Below are 16,046 nucleotides of genomic sequence, written 5' to 3' on the forward strand. Positions count from 1 at the left end.
ATCTCGACCTTGGTCCCGCTGCCGCTGTAGCCGGAGGCCCAGACCGAGCCACGGAATGCCGATTGGTTGTCCCAGGCGGAGAGGTCGTCACCGATCGAGGTCAGTCCCAGGGGACTGCCGGTCAACTCTAGGGTGATTCGATCGGCCGCTTTCGTCGCTCCCGAACCGCCCGCGGTCTGCATCACGCCGTTCTCGTCACGGCCCATCACGATCAGATCGCCGCCGTTGTACTGGGAGGCCAGTATCGCCCCCGACATCTTGACGTTGCCGGTATCCAGCACGGTCGAGGTGTACTCGGTCAGGCCGTTGATCGATCCGAGACCGGAATCGAGCGCGCCATCGGTGTAGCCGCCTTCCAGATAATTGCCTTCGATGGGGTTGAGCGTGGCCACCACCTCATCGAAGTCCGCGGGTATGCCAGCTTCGCCCAGCACGCTGGATCCCTGGATGCTCGACGGATTGCCGGGGTTCCCGCTGACCGGGTAGGCATTGCCATTCTCGGTGATGTAATACAGCTCGCCCGGGGCCACGCCGATCACGCGACTCGTCAGTTGCCCGGCACCGACTCCACCGGGCGCGTTCTCGACGGTGGTGAACCAGTCGATGACCGCCTCGTAATGATCCTCGGACACCAGCAGGAAAGCGTCCTCGACCCCGTCCTTGGGCGTAAACAGCAGACCGGCTTCGCCCCCGCTGGCGCGGGTGGGATTGGGGTGCCCTCCATAGACCAGGGTCAGAGGCTCAGCGAAATCCGGGTGCGTCATGCTGTAAGTCGCGGCCCCGCCCTGTCCGGCGGAGAGGATGCGTCCGGCAAGATCGTCGGAACGCGTGATTTCATGGAACTGGTCGTAATTCTTGGGGTTCCAGCCGTTCTCGAGATTGATGGTGTCGCTGCCGTTACCGTCGCCATTGTTCAGGTTGGTGGCGATGTAGCCGGCTTGCTGCGCGGTGTCCTTAGTACTGCCGTTATCCCCTGCTTCACCGATGGGCCGGCCACCCCAGCTGTTGTTGGCGCCGTTGTCGTAGGTCCAGACACGTCCGTCCTCGGTGACCTCCACGTCATAGGCGTTGCGGTATCCCGGGGAATAGATCTGCACCGGACCGTCGGGGTCGATCTTGCCGCCATTGAATCCATCGTTGCCGCCGAACGGATCGTTGCCATCTTCTGCGCCGGCACGAGAGGGATCGTCGAGTGTCGGTACGTCATAAATGTACTGTCGACCGCCATCCGTCTTGACCTCCATTGCGTTGAGCTGATCGAGGTCGATCTCGAGGATGGCGGCGCTGTACGCGGTTTCCTGCTGGCCGGAAAAATTGTTCGAGGGCGCGCCGGCGTTGGCGTTGCCACCATTCGCCACGATGATTCTCTCACTGACCAGATGGCCGCTGGCGTCGAGCTCCTGAATGACCTCGAGTCCGTTGAGGGCATGGTTCTCCTCGGAACGGGCCAGACCGCGGACGAGATCCACCGCCTCCCAACCGCTCTCCGTCTGGGTCAGGCGGGTGATGATTCCCGAATTCGTATCCAACCCGGTATCTTCACCCCCGTTGCCCGCCCCGATGCGGCTATCGCTCGAGGTGACATAGACGTTGACTGCCGGCTTGCCGTCGATGATGACCGGCGCCCCGTTCTCGTCGTACTGCGGGGTCACGTCAATCCCGGTGACCTCGCGACTGCTCGTGCTGCTGGCCGAGCCATCGTCGTTGTGGTTGGGAATGCTCTTGACCCATGACAGGGTCTCGGCGTCGGTGACATAGAAGCTGGCGGTACCGTTCCCATCATCGGGAGCCGGATCACCAAACGCCACCGTCAATATTTTCACCTCACCGCTCACTTCGGTGACATAGAGGCGACCATCCGCTCCCCAATCGAGCGCCGTGGGCATGTTGAGAGAGACTTTGCCATTAAGGTCCAGGCTGCTTTTGGAGAAATTATTAGTAACCATGACAAGTCCCTTTATTCCTGTGAAAGAGAAAGACAACTTGCACAACCAGACGTGTTCTAACACTAGGGTTCGTACGAAAAGTCAGCGAGCGAAGGCAAGACAAGGCAAAAATCGGCGAAAACGCGGAGTTTACGGGGTGTAAATGAGCATTTTGACCGGGCTGGCGTTCCAGCCGATTTTTAACGCCGTATTGCCGAGCGCAGCTAGTTTTCGTACAAAGCCTAGCACGCCGCCCTCGATTGACAAGCGGAATAAAGCCAAGAAATATTGAAATAAATCATGAAAATTAAGCAGTTGAATGCCCGTGAAACGGCCGAAACCGGCATGTTTTATCATCAAAAAAGGTAACTACGAAAACGAGTTTTTTAATAATTATTCATTAATAAACGCCTGGTAAATCGACGAACGAACGCCAGGCAAGGCAAGGTAGAAATCGGCGACAAATCGTCAGGATGGAGGATGTAAGCAGCGCCGCTCCACGAAGTGCGAGCGTCAAGGATGTCGCGAGTCAAAAAAGGACCGGGCTGACACAGCAGCCCGGTCCCATTTCTTCCACACCATCGCGCCGATGCCGGCCTGGGGAGCGGCATCGTGCGACAATGCGATAACCGGAAAACTCAGGACGAGCAGGAGAGACACACGGGCGGCGCGCTGGCCGACGGCGCTTCGCTCCATACCTCCATGCCGGGTCGACGAACGAAAGGGGTCGACAGCAGTTCGCGGAACGTCGCCAGCGGACGCGTATCGCCCTCCTCCGCCGCCTCGATCACCTGCTGCGCCAGATGCGTACGCAGGATATAGAGCGGATTGACCCGCCGCATGGCCGCCAGCCGCTCGGTGTCTCCACGGGATTCCTGATCCAGACGCCGGCGATACCGCTCCAGCCAGCTGTCGAGTTCCGGACTCTCGATTTCGGCGCTCAGCGACAGACCACCGACGACGTCGCGCTCGCTCAACGCGCGGAAGCTGCGATGAAAGTCGGCCCGCGAGCTCTCCAGCAGTCTCAGCCACTCGTCGATCAGCTCGCCATCGCCCTCCTGCTCGGTCTCGAGGCCCAGCCGTCCGCGCATCAGAATGGCGTAGGCCGCCTGCAGCGTGGGCTCGTAGCTGTCGAGAATCTCGCGCAGGCGCTCCACCTCGATCAACGGCGTCAGCGACTGCCCCAACACGGTCAGGTTCCATAGCGCCACGCCCGGCTGCTGGTCGAAGGCGTAGCGGCCCGAGGCATCGGTGTGGTTGGGGGTCAGGTTGGACTCGAAGCGATCCATGAATGCATAGGGACCGTAGTCCAGCGTCAGTCCCAGGATCGACATGTTGTCGGTGTTCATCACCGCATGCACGAAACCGTACGCCTGCCAGCGGGCGACCAGTTCGGCGGTGCGGGTGACCACGTCCTGGAACAGCGCTTCGAGCGGTGCCTCCTCCTGGGCCAGGTCGGAGCGGTGGCGATCGATCACGTGGCGCATCAGCCGCTCGAGATCCTCGACGCGCTGCTGCTGGTAGAGCCATTCGAAGTGACCGAACCGGACGTGGCTCTCGGCCAGCCGCAGCAGGGTCGCGCCGGGCTCGACACGCTCCCGCATCACCTTCTCGCCATTGACGGCAACCGCCAGCGCCTGCGTGGTCGGGATCTTGAGCCCGGTCATCGCCTCCCCGGCCAGATATTCTCGGATCGAGGAGCGCAGCACCGCGCGACCGTCACCGAAGCGCGAGTAGGGTGTCTGGCCGGCGCCCTTGAGATGCAGGTCGATCGGCCCCTGCGAAGTCATCGCCTCGCCCAGCAGCAGGCCGCGCCCGTCGCCGAGCGCCGGGTTGTAGGTTCCGAACTGATGACCGGTGTACTTCTGGGCCAGCGGCTCCATGCCGTCCAGCAGGCGCTCGCCGCTCATCAATGCGGTCAATCGCTCCCGATCGATATCGTCCACCTCCAGTCCCAGCCGCGCGGCGCCCGCTGGACTGATGTCGAGCAGCCGGGTATCGCGCCACGGGGTCGGGCTCACCCGGCTGAAGAAATCCTGGGGAAAGCGAGACCAGACATTATCGAAGGTCAGTGACTCGAGGGATGTCGCGCTGGCCATGGCGGCCTCCTCGGGTTGGCGGGGAATGGCTGTAGTCTAGCCCATATGACCGGTCACACACGACCCGGCGCGACCGGGCGATTTCGCCGGTCGCGCTCGCGAGGATCGGTTCGGGCAAGAGACTCGACCTGACGAATCAGGCCGGGCTGCCCGCCGCGAACGGATCGCCGGTGCCATGGTCGCGGATCAGATCACCGTTGGTGCGCAACAGCGACAGCAGCTGCTGCTGGTAGTCGGGTGACGTCGAGTAGTTGTGCAACGTGCCGATCAACTTCTCCGCGGAGATGGACTTGCCTCTGGTGGCAAGCGCGGCGCGCTGGTCGCGCAGTTGAGCGTAGGCTCGGTGAGTATTCAGGTTATGCAGATAGGCACCGACGCCGTCGCGGACGCTATCGAATACCTGGAAACGTCGTGTGGTGCCGCGCTGCGCGATACCGCACCCCTTGCTGAAACAGCGCATGCCGAACAGATTGTTGCTTTCGCGGGCCAGCCTGGAGGTCCCCCAGCCGGACTCCTCGACAGCCTGGATCACCACCATCTCCAGCGGCACGGTATTGACCCGTGACAGCAGCGCCTGACTGACCTCTCCCGGCGCGCAGGTGACGCCGTACTCGTCGCACAGTCGGGCCAGGCGTCGCTTCTCGTCCGGCCGGATCGGATTGATGCGGGAACGCACCCCCACCAGCCAGTTGCGGTCGCTCTGAATGCGGGCGTTCTCGGCCTGCACCAGCGGTACCAGCATGCTCAGGAAGGCCGCCTTGCGCTTGGGGCCCGCCTTGATCTCATTCAGGTTGGGCAGCTCGTTGACGGGATCCAGCGCCGGCGGCTGGATACGGGCATCGAGGGTCGTTACGGTTTCGGATAGCGACTCGGCTGGAGATGCTATCGGAAATATCGCGACACCCAGCATTAGGATGCCGCCGGTGATCGCGGTCGCGGCTCGCCTCAGGCGATCGGGTCGGGCGCGTTGGCGACACTGGCGGCGGTTGGAAAACGGTGGAAAGGATCGCGACATACTCGCTCCCCCATTTGAAAGAAGACGGCAGGTTAACAGCAATTCGCCTCAAGGTTGTGGAAAAAACGTGCAAAAACGCTGTTTCAAAACGAACGACGGCCGGCTTTGCAAGCCGGCCGTCGCACTCACCAAGGCCAATCAGGTCATGTCGATCAGGCACTTAGCAGCAGGTTGAGGCGCTTGACGTAGGCCGCCGGGTCGTCGAGGTGTCCACCCTCGGCGATGACCGCCTGATCCAGCAGGATATGCGCCAGATCGTCGAAGTTGCTCCCTTCGGTGCTTTCGAGACGTGACACGAGGGCGTGTTCCGGGTTGAGCTCGAGGATCGGTTTCACCTCCGGCAACGGCTGGCCGGCGGCCTCCATCATGCGACGCATCTGGAAGCCCATCTCGTGCTCGGGAAGGACCACGCAGGCTGGCGAATCGGTCAGGCGATGGGTGACCCGCACCTCCTGAACCTCATCGCCCAGCACCTCCTTGACTCGCTTGACCAGCGCTTCCTTCGACTTGGCCGTCTCTTCCTGCGCCTGCTTCTCGGCTTCATCGGCCATGTCGTCGAGTTCCAGGTCGCCCTTGGCCACATCGGCAAACGACTTGCCGTCGAACTCGGTCAGATGGCTCATCAGCCACTCGTCGATGCGATCGTGCAGCAGCAGGACCTCGACGCCCTTCTTGCGGAAGATCTCCAGGTGCGGGCTGTGGCTGGCCGCATTGAAACTGTCCGCCACGATGTAATAGATCTTCTTCTGGCCCTCCTTCATGCGCTCGACGTAATCCGCCAGCGACTGATCCTGCGTCGCGCTGTCGGTATGGGTGGTCGAGAAGCGCAGCAGCCCCGAGATCTTGTCGCGGTTGGCGTAATCCTCCGCCGGCCCTTCCTTCAGCACATCTCCGAAGGTGTTCCAGAAGGTCTGATAGGCCTCCTTGTCCTTCGACAGCTTCTTGAGCATGTCCAGCGCGCGCTTGGTCAGTGCCGACTTCATCGAGTCGACCTGCGGCGATTTCTGCAGCAGCTCGCGGGAGACGTTCAACGGCAGGTCGCGGGAATCCAGCACGCCCTTGACGAAGCGCAGGTAGAGCGGCAGGAAGGCCTCGGCGTCGTCCATGATGAAGACGCGCTGGACGTAGAGCTTGAGCCCGCGCACGCCGTCACGCTGGTAGAGATCGAACGGCGCACGCTCCGGCACGTAGAGCAGGCTGGTGTACTCGAGTTTGCCTTCGACCTTGTTGTGGCTCCAGGTCAGCGGGTCGCTGAAATCGTGGGCAATATGCTTGTAGAACGCCTTGTACTCGTCGTCGCCGATCTCGGCCTTGGGTCGCACCCACAGCGCGGTCGCCTCGTTGACGGTCTCCCAACTGACGGTCTCGCTGCCTTCGATCTCGTTGCCCTCTTCGTCGCGGGCCTTCTCGACCTTGGGCATGCGCACCGGCACATCGATGTGGTCCGAGTACTTGCGAACCAGATTCTTGAGCCGGAAGTCGTCGGCGAACTCCTTGGCGTCGTCCTTGAGGTGAAGCACGATCTCGGTACCGCGCTGGGGGTAGTCGATATCGGCGATGGTGAACTCGCCCTCGCCTTTCGAGCGCCACTCGACCCCCTGATCGCTGTCGGCGCGACGCGTACGCACGACCATCTCGTCGGCGACGATGAAACCGGAGTAGAAGCCCACGCCGAACTGGCCGATCAGCTTGGCGTCTTTCTGCTTCTCGCCGGAGAGCTGCTTGAGGAAGTCCGCGGTGCCGCTCTTGGCGATCGTGCCCAGATTCTTGATCACTTCATCGCGATTCATGCCGATACCGGTATCGCGCACGGTGACCGTGCCTGCCTCGGCGTCGTGCTCGATCTCGATGCGCAGCTCGGCGTCGCCGGCGTAGAGCGCATCGTTCTCAAGCGCCTCGTAGCGCAGCTTGTCGCAGGCGTCCGCCGAGTTGGAAATCAGCTCACGCAGGAAAATCTCCCGGTTGGAGTACAGGGAGTGGATCATCAAATGGAGAAGCTGCTTGACCTCGGTCTGAAAGCCTAGTGTTTCTTCTTGAGTCGCGGTGGTCATTGATGGCCTCTTGACGGTTTTGCGTAATGAAGACGAAACGGGAAATGAAGACGAACGAAATTGGGTGCTCAGCGATATGGGGCTGGCCAGCCCCATTTCAAGCCGAGCTCGCGGGAAGCGGGTTCAGTCGACGACCACCTCGTCGTCGTCGATGCCCTTCCAGCGCCGATAGTCGCCCATCGCCCGGTCGACCCGCGTCAGCAACCAGCCGACGATGAAGACGTCATCGACGAGCCCGACGATCATCAGGAAATCGGGGATCAGGTCCAGCGGCGACACCAGATAGACCAGCGCCAGCGCCATCCACCCGAAAGCCGCCCACGGAATGGGACGGTAGCGTCCACGCAAGACGTCCATGCTCATGGGTCCGAAGACGCGAAACGCGCGTCCGATCCGGGCCAGGGCGCCGCCACGCTGTCTGAGGCGGGAGAGCTGGGTCACGAAACGCCAGGGATTCATGGTCGAACCTCTAGTGATGGATTGGGGGAAGATGGCGCAAGCGCCGTCACCTGTCCCTGTAGATGGTCACGATTCGACCCGGATTCAACGTTGGCGTTGTGAAACGGGGCTACCCAAGTCGCTCCCCATCGGCGACGATGGGCGCCATGAGTCGACCCGCTCCTGGCGGACGGCCCGGCCGCGGCGCCACCTCTTCCACCGGCGCCACCGGTACGGCCTCGCCGGAGAGACGTCGTCGACCGCAGCCCGATCGGACCAGCCGCGTTCGACGACGAGAGCGCTTTGAAAAGAGAGAGACCCAATGCCCGCATTGCCCATCCGCAGACGTTGGTTCAGCTGGTGCCTGGCCGGCGCCATGGGCTTGAGCACCGGTGCCCAAGCCGTCGTGACGTCGGCCGACGTCAGCACCAATGACGACCGAGTCATGAAGCAGGCGCTGGATGCCGCCCGCGACCGGCGCTGGGACGATATCGACCAGGCCGCCATACAGGACCATGTGCTGGCCGGTTACGTGGAGTACCACAGGCTTCGCGCCCGGCTCTCCAGCGCGTCGGCGGCGGAGGTCAACGACTTTATCGTTCGCCATGGCGACTCCCCGCTTGCGGACTGGATGCGCGGCGCCGCCCAGACCCGCTTCGGCCAGTTGGGACGCTTCGACGACCTGCTGGCCATCAGCGATGGCGAACCCTCCGCCACCATCCGGCAGTGCTACTACTACACCGCGCTTCTCGATCGCGATCCGGCCGAGGCCGCGGCGGGCGGGGAGAAGCTGTGGCACGTCGGCGCCTCCCAGCCCGAGGCCTGCGACACCCTGTTCTCGACGCTTAAGCAGCGCGGCGTGCTGACCGACGAGGACACCTGGGAGCGCATGATGCTGGCGTGGGAGAACGGTCAGGATGGGCTGGTCACCTATCTCCAGCGCGGCCTGGACGACGCCTGGCAGCGCGCCATCGACAGCTTCGACGGCGTCCGCGGCAATTACGCCGGGGTCACCCGGGTCCCGCTGGACCTGGGGCCCGACGGCGAGGCCAGTGGTGCCCTGATCGCCGCCGCCATGCACGGCCTGACGCGCGCCGATACCGAAGCCTCGCTGGAGGCCTGGCGCAAGATCGCCCCCCACGTCTCGCTCAGCGAGGAACAACGTCACCGGATCGAACACGATCTGGCGTTCTACTCCATGGTTCGCGACGTCGACAACAATCAGGGCTGGGTCGACTCGACGCTGCCGCGTCTCGCGGACGCCGACCTGATCGAGCTGCGCATCCGCAATGCGGTCACCAAGGGCAATTGGCCCAACGTCGCGCGCTGGAGCGAGGCGCTCCCGCCCGACGTGCGTGCGGAGGCCCATTGGCAGTACTGGCTCGGGCGCGCCAGCGAGGCGATGGGGGACGAAGCCAAGGCGCGTCAGGCCTACCAGCTGGCCGCGCAGGATCGCAGCTTCTTCGGCTTTGCCGCCGCCGATCGCCTGGGACAGCCCTATCAACTGCAGATGGCCAACACCCAGGTCTCGACGCTGCAGCAGGAACTGACGGGCATGCTGCCGGTGGTGAAGCGCACCGAGGCGCTGATGCGCATCGGTGAAGAGGGCCTGGCGCGCAGCGAGTGGTATACCGCCGCCGCTCGCGACACGCCGGACCAGGCCGAGGCGCTGGCCGACTACGCGATCCGACAGGGCTGGTACGGCATGGCGATACAGACCACCATCGCCGCGAAACAGTGGGACGCCCTGCCCTGGCGCTTCCCGTCGGCCTATCGCGACTCGTTCATCAAGTGGGGCGAGGTCAACCAGGTCGACCCCTATCTGCTGATGGGCATCGCTAGGCGCGAGAGTGCCTTCAACCCCCAGGCGACCTCCCCCGTGGGAGCGCGCGGGCTGATGCAGCTGATGCCGGGTACCGCCGACCACGGCGCCCGCAATCTCGGCATCAGCGCCCCCAGCACCTCGGAGCTGTTCGAGCCCCAGGTCAATATCCGTCTCGGCAGCACCTATATCCATTCGATGCTGGAGCGCTATCGCGGCAACCGGATTGCGGCGACGGCGGCCTACAACGCCGGCCCCCAGCGCGTGGACCGATGGCTGGCCAGCGCACCGCGGGAATTCGACCGCTTCGTCGAGAGCATCCCTTTCCGCGAGACCCGGGACTACGTGCAGGCCGTGCTGGCCTATCGGGTCATCTTCGAGAGTCTGGCCAAACAGGGCGATACCCAGGGCGTCGCCATGCTCTCCCAGGCCGAGCGCCAGGGGAACTACGACCCTACCCTGATCGCCCGGAACTGAACCGGCCCAACCGCACTGTCGCAACGCCCCGTCCGTCCGGGAATGGAGTGCCAATTCGGGACGTCCGGGGCGATTCGGGTCGAAAGGACCGGGGCCCGAGCCGGTCAGAGCAGCCACAGGCCGATGCCGATACCGCCGGCCACGGTGATGCCGAGGCCGATCAGCATCATCAAACCGTCCCCGGCGGTCAGGCCGAGCGCCATGATGACGATCGCCAGGGCCGGTATGGCGGCGGCGAACGGTAGCAACTCCAGCGGCATCATCCCGAGCCCCAGCACGACCATCAGCAGCGCCAGCAGGCGTTGGGTCACATCCCCCATCAGCCAGGGCAGCCGCGGCGCGAGGAATCGATCGATTCTCCGCGTCCACGGCTTGGCGCGCTGGGTGACGCGATGCCACCGTTCGTGGCTGATGCCGCGTTCGGCCAGGGTCCCCGGTAGCCATGGGCTCTTGCGCCCGACGACCAGCTGGATCGCCATCAGCGCGATGAAGACACCGCAGAGACTCGGCACCCCCGGCACGCCACCGGTCGGCAGCAGCGCGATCAGCGCCGGCAACAGCACCACGGGACCGAACCCCCGGGCGTTGAAGGTATCGACGATGTCCTGCAACGTTATCGTCTCATCCTCGACCTGACGGTCGAGCGTTTCGAGAATATCGGTGAGCTTCATGCGCTCCGACATACGTCACCTCCCTGTGACGTCATGAATTTCATCCAGCCAGCGGACCGGCCGAGGGGTCGGTCATAGGCCACGACGGGCATGCTTCAACGAGATCTGATCGTTGAGCGTCCAGAAATCGTAGAGAACCCCGACCAGGAACAGGCCGCCGGTCACCAGGTAGATCAATCCGGTGATCCACTTCCCCATGTACATGCGGTGAATGCCGAACACCCCCAGGAACGTCAGCAGGATCCAGGCCAGGGTGTAGCTGGTGGGCCCGGCCCGGAAGCGCAGATCCGCCTGGCGATCCATGCTCGGGATCAGGAACAGGTCGATCAGCCAACCGATCCCGAACAGCCCCAGCGTCAGAAACCAGATCGTACCGGTCACGGGCTTGCCGTAATAGAACCGATGGGCTCCGGTGAACCCGAAGATCCATAACAGGTAACCGATGACCTTGCTGTGCGTGTCGTTGAGACTCAGACCGTGTTGTGCCACGCGCGTTGCTCCAGACTCGTTTGATGTTTGAAAACCACTGGCCAGCACAGTCTCGCTGCGCCGGCGCACCCCATAGACAGCGAGCGACAGCTTACCCAAGGTCGCCGACACGATACATAGCCGTGTTCGGGACGATACATAGCCGTGTTCGGGGCGATGCGTCGCCGGATTCGGGACGGCGGCTCGGCCACGACGTCGGCCGAGATACCCGCTGTGACCTCGACGTTGGGGAGACGTACCCGCCACTGTCGACGGCAAACTCCGAACATTCCCCGCCAGCAGCGGCGTCTGTCGGGCCGAGCATGACGGTTTTCTGTCAATCTTCTTAAAAAGGGTTAATAAAACCATACCGTGTGACGCGATCAGCCCGGAAAAAAGGCGTTGGCGGGCTGTAGACGTGCATAAATTTTCCATCTATGGTTCGTATGCGGGGCATGGGAAACGATGCAACCAAAGTCAAGCCCCCAGGCGCTTGACGAGGTATATCGCCCAATGCAACATCCGTTGCGTAGGTTTGCAGGTAGAATGTCGTCAGTTGTTAGTCGATCTCGTCGAACTCCTAGTGCGCATTCCCCCCTAGTCTGACCACGCATTTCGGGCATCCCCCGGGAGGCTCGGGTACATCACTATGCAAGTTAAGGATATCGACAATGGCAACTGGCACTGTCAAATGGTTCAACGACACCAAAGGCTACGGTTTCATCTCTCCCGATGACGGCGGCGATGATCTGTTCGCGCACTTCTCCGAAATTCAGGCAGAAGGCTTCAAAACTCTGCAGGACGGCCAGAAGGTCACCTTCGACGTCACTCAGGGCAAGAAAGGCCTTCAGGCCGCCAATATCAAGGTTGCTGGCTAAACCCGGCCAAAGGTTCCAAACGCAGGGATCGATTCCAAGCGTTTCACCGCCTTGAGCAAAGCCCACCGGATGGTGGGCTTTTTAGTGCGCACCCCAAAGCCCGAAAGCGCCCCGCCCGGTCCTCAGGGTTCGCCGATATCCTCGTGCCAGACCTCCGGATGGGCGGCGATGAACCGTGACATCAACTCCCGGCACACCGGATCGTCGAGGACTTCGACCCCGACGCCACGCGCCCTGAGCAGCGCCTCTTCGCCCATGAAGGTTCGGTTCTCGCCGACGACGATCCTGGGTATGCCATAGAGCAGAATCGCACCGCTGCACATCGGGCATGGCGACAGTGTCGTGTAGAGCGTCGAATCCCGATAGACAGCGGCAGGAAGGCGGCCGGCATTCTCCAGCGCATCCATCTCGCCGTGGAGAATGGCGCTTCCCCGCTGCTGGCGCTGATTGTGCCCTCGCCCGATGATCTCCCCCCGGTGGACCAGGACGGACCCGATCGGGACGCCGCCCTCGTCGAGACTGCGCCTCGCCTGTTCGACCGCTGCCTGCATGAAGTCATCCATGTCGAGCCCACCTTTTTGCATTGACCGATTCATGACGCTGCCCCATCGCCGGCCGATATCAACCGGCGCGGCCTATCAAGGGGCAGTTTTCGGGAACCACCAGCGGCAAAGCCTCGCAATCGAGCGATGCCCGGAAGTGCTCGTAGCGGCGTGGTTCACCATCGAGATTGAGCGGAAAGGCGCCGTCGCTGTCGAACTCGACCCATGGTACGCGGAGATAGCGCACGAACTCCCCATCCTGGGGGAGATTCTCGAGCTCGTCGATGATGCGTTTCAGCTCGCCCAGCGAGTTGAAGTGGCGCACGAACAGCAGTTCGAGCAGACCGTCGTCCAATCTCGCGGAGGGCGCCAGGCGCTGCCCGCCTCCAGCCTGGCATCCGTTGCCGATGGCCAGCATGAAGAGCGGAACCCTCGCTTCTCCCTCCGGCCAGCGCAGGTGGCCTTCGAAGGGCTGATAATTCCACGCTTTCAACATGCCCATCAACGAATAGGCCCCGCCACCCAGCAGCCGCTTCAGCCCCACCGGGGTGGAGGTGGTGATCTCGGCACCGAACCCGCCCGAGGCCACATTGACGAAGGCCTCGTCATCGAGCTTGCCGACATCCACCGCCCTGACGCTGCCGGTCAGGGCCAACTTCAAGGCGTCACGCGGCGCCATCGGCAGATTCAGGCCGTGGGCGAAGTCGTTGGCGCTGCCCAGCGGCAGGATGCCCAGAGCCGGGCGACGCTCCGGAGGCTGGCGCATCAGTCCGGCGACGATCTCGTTGATCGAACCGTCGCCACCGCCGGCGATGATTCGCGAAGCGCCACCGGCTACCGCGGCGTCCACCAGCCAGACGCCATCGCCGCCCTCCCAGGTGACCCGGACCTGGAGATCGTGACCTTGACGGCGCAGATCCTCGACCGCGTCACGAATCTCCGGCTGCTGCGCCGATTTCCCGTTGAGAATCAACCATGTGCTTTCCTTGCCAGGACTGGCCATACCTGTATCGTCCTTTCCCGAGGCCGGTCGAATCATCTCGCCCGTGCCGTGATGTCTCGCGCTGCCGTTACCACGAACCCGCTCATTCTAGCGCGTTGGCGGCGTCCCGATATGCGACGTGTTAAACCTCACGCCAACGCAACGACAACCCGTGCCGTCTCATCGATCCCACGGCGACGAAGAGTCGGCTGCGACAGCGAGACGGTTGCCGATCGTTCGGCATGGCTGTGACAACGGCACGGCAAACTCTCTCCACGGACCAGTCACTCGCTGGCGGCGACATCGGTGTCCGCCATCGCTCTTGCTGTCGCCCACAGCGCCGCACCGGCGCCACAACAGATCAGCGCCAGAGACGTCTGTGGTGCCAGCGGCGTGATCAGCAGCAGGGTCGCCAGCGAAGCACCGCCGCCCAGTTGAATGGCGCCCAGCAAGGCCGCCGCCGTCCCCGCCCGCTCCGGGAACGGTTCCAGCGCCAGGCTGGCCGCGGCACCGAGCACCATCGAGAAGCCCACCGACAGCACTGCCACCGGCCCCATGAACGTGAGCACGGAAACCGGCACGCTCCAGTACAGGCAAGCGATCAGGGCACCTCCGCCCACGACGACGACCAGCCCCCGCTGCACGGTGGATTTCCGCCCCCACCGTGCCATCAGCCGGGGCACGATGAAGAACGCCACGGTGCTGACCAGGGCATTACCGCCGAACCACAGGCTGAAGACCCACTCCGGCTGTCGCAGCCTGTCCATCATCACCACCGGCGCCGCCGACACATAGACGAGTATGGCCGCCATCATGGTGCTGACGAGAATGGCGTAGTAGAGAAACCGCCGATGGACCAGCACCGGGCGATAGCGCGACCAGCGATAGAGCCGCCGTTCGATCGGCGTGTCGTGGGGCCGTGTCTCCCCGAAGCGCCAGTAGGCACCCAACCACAGCAACCCCGCAAACCCGGTCATGAAGGCAAAGTTGCTGCGCCACCCCAGCGCCACTGTCAACGCCCCGCCCAGCACCGGCGCCAGTGAGGGCACCAGCGTCAGCGAACCGTTGAGATAGCTGTAGAGCCTGGCCCCCTCGATGGGCGTATAGCTGTCACGCACCGCCGCAAATGCCACGGTGACGGAGGCGCAGGCGCCGAACCCCTGCAGGACGCGGGAGGCGTAGAGCAGCTCTATCGACACGGCAGACATGCCGATCAACGCCGCGACCATGTAGATGGCAGCGCCCCCCAGCAGCACGGGACGGCGTCCGAAACGGTCGGTCAGCGGGCCGACCATGAGCTGACCGACACCGACGCTCATCAGAAACAGCGTGATGGTCAGCTGCAAGGCAGCATGGGAACGCTCGAATTCATCCGCCATCGCGGTCAACGCCGGCAGTTAAATGTCGATCGCCAGTGGCGACAGCATGACCGCGCCCATCAAGATCCAGAAAGCCGGACGTCCTTCACGTTGCTGCATGACTGCCTCGCCACTATTCGGGAGCGCCTACTCTATCGACTGACGGGGGAATGACAACCATTCTCGATATCAATCCCCCGTGGGAGAGAGCTGGAACTCCAGCAGGCGGTCGTGGTCGCGCAGATCGGCGGCCAGTGGCGGAATGTACTTGCGGTCATGCGTTCGCAACATCATGCGGTATTCGAACTGACGACCCTCGTCGCGCGTCCGGTAGCTCAGGCTCTCGATCCTGAACCGATGAGCCCCCATCAGGTCATGAATCTGGCGCTCGGACATGACGCTCTGACTGTCGAAACGCAGGATGCAACGGGCAAAGATCCGGCTGGGCATACGCCCCTCCACCATCCGGAAAAGCGATAGCGTCAGCAAGGTGACTGCCGTCGCCACCACTGCCGGGAACAGAAAACCGATGCCGTAGAGAATGCCCAGCGTGGAGGTGATCCAGATCGAAGCGGCCGTGGTCAGCCCCCGGACCGTCAACCCCTCCTTGAAAATCACGCCGGCGCCGCGGAACCCGATCCCGGTCATGATTCCTTGAGCCATTCGGGTGGGATCGGTGCGAATGGTCGTTTCCGGCACCTCCGTCCCCAGCCATTGCCACTGATACATCGTGACCATCATCAGCAGCGCCGACGATACGCAGACCAGCGCATGGGTGCGGAAGCCCGCCGGCCGCCCATGAAAGGTCCGCTCCAGCCCGATCAGGCTTCCCGCCAGCCAGGCCATCCCCAAGTGCATCAGCATCGTCCAGGATTCTGGCGACATCGTTGGCTATCTCCTTGTCGCATTTACGACTATCGTTCAAGCATAGCGCCTGTGAACATCGATCGCAGAGGCCTCGGCGGTGATTTTCGCCGCCCCCGCGCCGCCACTTTTCAGCTGACGAGGAATGACCGCTTGAGCAAACGCCACCATCTCACCCCGCCCAGCCGGGTGGCTAAAGACGACGACGATGAGCACGATCTCCAGCTCAACGGCGAGGAACTGCCCTCCCGCGCCGCTGCCGTGCATGAATCCATCCGGGAGGAGGGGGAAACGGAGCTGAGCCGGACCGTATCGGCCCTGCTCTGGTCCGCCATCGCCGCCGGCCTCTCGATGAGTTTCTCGATGCTGGCGAAGGGCCTGCTGCGCGCGCACCTGCCGGACAACGACGTCGGGTTCCTGGTCGAGTCACTGGGCTACACGGTGGGGTTCCTGGTG

Annotated in this window: 15 protein-coding genes; 3 read left to right on the forward strand and 12 right to left on the reverse strand. The window is 63.2% G+C overall.

Translation table 11 applies throughout. The features are described from left to right. The 6 genes from AC3AYF_RS08870 to AC3AYF_RS08895 all read right to left on the reverse strand — a co-directional run. Window positions 1–1,946: PQQ-dependent sugar dehydrogenase family protein (locus tag AC3AYF_RS08870; protein ID WP_487779636.1), on the reverse strand; the 1,946-nt coding region annotated here is incomplete at its 3' end. Window positions 1,947–2,075: 129 nt separating this feature from the next. Next, on the reverse strand, window positions 2,076–2,282 hold the full coding sequence (locus AC3AYF_RS08875; RefSeq protein ID WP_487779637.1) for a hypothetical protein: 207 nt from the start codon (window positions 2,280–2,282) through the stop codon (window positions 2,076–2,078). A 281-nt stretch (window positions 2,283–2,563) separates the two neighbouring features. Next, window positions 2,564–4,024 carry a protein adenylyltransferase SelO gene (locus AC3AYF_RS08880; RefSeq protein ID WP_295035969.1) on the reverse strand — a complete coding sequence of 487 codons (1,461 nt, stop codon included), beginning with the start codon at window positions 4,022–4,024 and terminating at the stop codon, window positions 2,564–2,566. A gap of 136 nt (window positions 4,025–4,160) precedes the next feature. Further along, on the reverse strand, window positions 4,161–5,039 hold the full coding sequence (locus AC3AYF_RS08885) for a glucosaminidase domain-containing protein (RefSeq protein ID WP_295035970.1): 879 nt from the start codon (window positions 5,037–5,039) through the stop codon (window positions 4,161–4,163). A 152-nt stretch (window positions 5,040–5,191) separates the two neighbouring features. Further along, a complete protein-coding gene (htpG, locus tag AC3AYF_RS08890) occupies window positions 5,192–7,090 on the reverse strand; it encodes a molecular chaperone HtpG (RefSeq protein ID WP_295035971.1) in 1,899 nt (632 codons plus the stop codon). A 123-nt stretch (window positions 7,091–7,213) separates the two neighbouring features. Then, entirely contained in the window at window positions 7,214–7,549 is a 336-nt protein-coding gene (locus AC3AYF_RS08895) for a YkvA family protein (RefSeq protein ID WP_295035972.1), read from the reverse strand. 301 nt (window positions 7,550–7,850) lie between these two features. Between AC3AYF_RS08895 and AC3AYF_RS08900 the strand changes: the two genes are divergently transcribed. Beyond that, window positions 7,851–9,827 (forward strand): transglycosylase SLT domain-containing protein, encoded by a 1,977-nt coding sequence (locus AC3AYF_RS08900; protein ID WP_487779638.1) that lies wholly within the window; start codon window positions 7,851–7,853, stop codon window positions 9,825–9,827. A gap of 104 nt (window positions 9,828–9,931) precedes the next feature. Here the strand turns inward: AC3AYF_RS08900 and AC3AYF_RS08905 are convergent, their stop codons facing one another. Together AC3AYF_RS08905 and AC3AYF_RS08910 are read right to left on the reverse strand one after the other, a co-directional pair. Then, window positions 9,932–10,510 carry an exopolysaccharide biosynthesis protein gene (locus AC3AYF_RS08905; RefSeq protein WP_295035974.1) on the reverse strand — a complete coding sequence of 193 codons (579 nt, stop codon included), beginning with the start codon at window positions 10,508–10,510 and terminating at the stop codon, window positions 9,932–9,934. Between the two features lie 60 nt (window positions 10,511–10,570). Then, complete coding sequence (locus AC3AYF_RS08910; RefSeq protein ID WP_295035975.1) at window positions 10,571–10,987, reverse strand: NINE protein; 417 nt, start codon at window positions 10,985–10,987, stop codon at window positions 10,571–10,573. 650 nt (window positions 10,988–11,637) lie between these two features. Between AC3AYF_RS08910 and AC3AYF_RS08915 the strand changes: the two genes are divergently transcribed. Then, window positions 11,638–11,844 carry a cold-shock protein gene (locus AC3AYF_RS08915; RefSeq protein ID WP_110600936.1) on the forward strand — a complete coding sequence of 69 codons (207 nt, stop codon included), beginning with the start codon at window positions 11,638–11,640 and terminating at the stop codon, window positions 11,842–11,844. A 122-nt stretch (window positions 11,845–11,966) separates the two neighbouring features. On the opposite strand, the gene AC3AYF_RS08920 is transcribed toward AC3AYF_RS08915, so the two are convergent. The 4 genes from AC3AYF_RS08920 to AC3AYF_RS08935 all read right to left on the reverse strand — a co-directional run bounded on the left by AC3AYF_RS08920 (window position 11,967) and on the right by AC3AYF_RS08935 (window position 15,611). After that, window positions 11,967–12,407 (reverse strand): nucleoside deaminase, encoded by a 441-nt coding sequence (locus tag AC3AYF_RS08920; RefSeq protein ID WP_295035976.1) that lies wholly within the window; start codon window positions 12,405–12,407, stop codon window positions 11,967–11,969. A 58-nt stretch (window positions 12,408–12,465) separates the two neighbouring features. Further along, entirely contained in the window at window positions 12,466–13,389 is a 924-nt protein-coding gene (gene yegS, locus AC3AYF_RS08925; protein ID WP_295035977.1) for a lipid kinase YegS, read from the reverse strand. A gap of 263 nt (window positions 13,390–13,652) precedes the next feature. Further along, complete coding sequence (locus tag AC3AYF_RS08930; protein WP_487779639.1) at window positions 13,653–14,756, reverse strand: multidrug effflux MFS transporter; 1,104 nt, start codon at window positions 14,754–14,756, stop codon at window positions 13,653–13,655. Between the two features lie 159 nt (window positions 14,757–14,915). Further along, window positions 14,916–15,611 (reverse strand): MgtC/SapB family protein, encoded by a 696-nt coding sequence (locus tag AC3AYF_RS08935; RefSeq protein WP_295035979.1) that lies wholly within the window; start codon window positions 15,609–15,611, stop codon window positions 14,916–14,918. Window positions 15,612–15,743: 132 nt separating this feature from the next. Here AC3AYF_RS08935 and AC3AYF_RS08940 point away from each other — a divergent pair. Next, window positions 15,744–16,046 (forward strand): formate/nitrite transporter family protein (locus AC3AYF_RS08940; protein WP_487779640.1); only part of this gene is annotated, 303 nt, incomplete at its 3' end.

It is taken from the genome of Salinicola sp. (assembly GCF_982684285.1).

What these genes read in the sequence shown, in the direction of transcription:
- AC3AYF_RS08875 (WP_487779637.1), bottom strand. Translation starts at nt 2,282, where the DNA reads ATGATAAAACATGCCGGTTTCGGCCGTTTCACGGGCATTCAACTGCTT.
- AC3AYF_RS08880 (WP_295035969.1), bottom strand. Translation starts at nt 4,024, where the DNA reads ATGGCCAGCGCGACATCCCTCGAGTCACTGACCTTCGATAATGTCTGG.
- AC3AYF_RS08885 (WP_295035970.1), bottom strand. Translation starts at nt 5,039, where the DNA reads ATGTCGCGATCCTTTCCACCGTTTTCCAACCGCCGCCAGTGTCGCCAA.
- htpG (WP_295035971.1), bottom strand. Translation starts at nt 7,090, where the DNA reads ATGACCACCGCGACTCAAGAAGAAACACTAGGCTTTCAGACCGAGGTC.
- AC3AYF_RS08895 (WP_295035972.1), bottom strand. Translation starts at nt 7,549, where the DNA reads ATGAATCCCTGGCGTTTCGTGACCCAGCTCTCCCGCCTCAGACAGCGT.
- AC3AYF_RS08900 (WP_487779638.1), top strand. Translation starts at nt 7,851, where the DNA reads ATGCCCGCATTGCCCATCCGCAGACGTTGGTTCAGCTGGTGCCTGGCC.
- AC3AYF_RS08905 (WP_295035974.1), bottom strand. Translation starts at nt 10,510, where the DNA reads ATGTCGGAGCGCATGAAGCTCACCGATATTCTCGAAACGCTCGACCGT.
- AC3AYF_RS08915 (WP_110600936.1), top strand. Translation starts at nt 11,638, where the DNA reads ATGGCAACTGGCACTGTCAAATGGTTCAACGACACCAAAGGCTACGGT.
- AC3AYF_RS08920 (WP_295035976.1), bottom strand. Translation starts at nt 12,407, where the DNA reads ATGGATGACTTCATGCAGGCAGCGGTCGAACAGGCGAGGCGCAGTCTC.
- yegS (WP_295035977.1), bottom strand. Translation starts at nt 13,389, where the DNA reads ATGGCCAGTCCTGGCAAGGAAAGCACATGGTTGATTCTCAACGGGAAA.
- AC3AYF_RS08935 (WP_295035979.1), bottom strand. Translation starts at nt 15,611, where the DNA reads ATGTCGCCAGAATCCTGGACGATGCTGATGCACTTGGGGATGGCCTGG.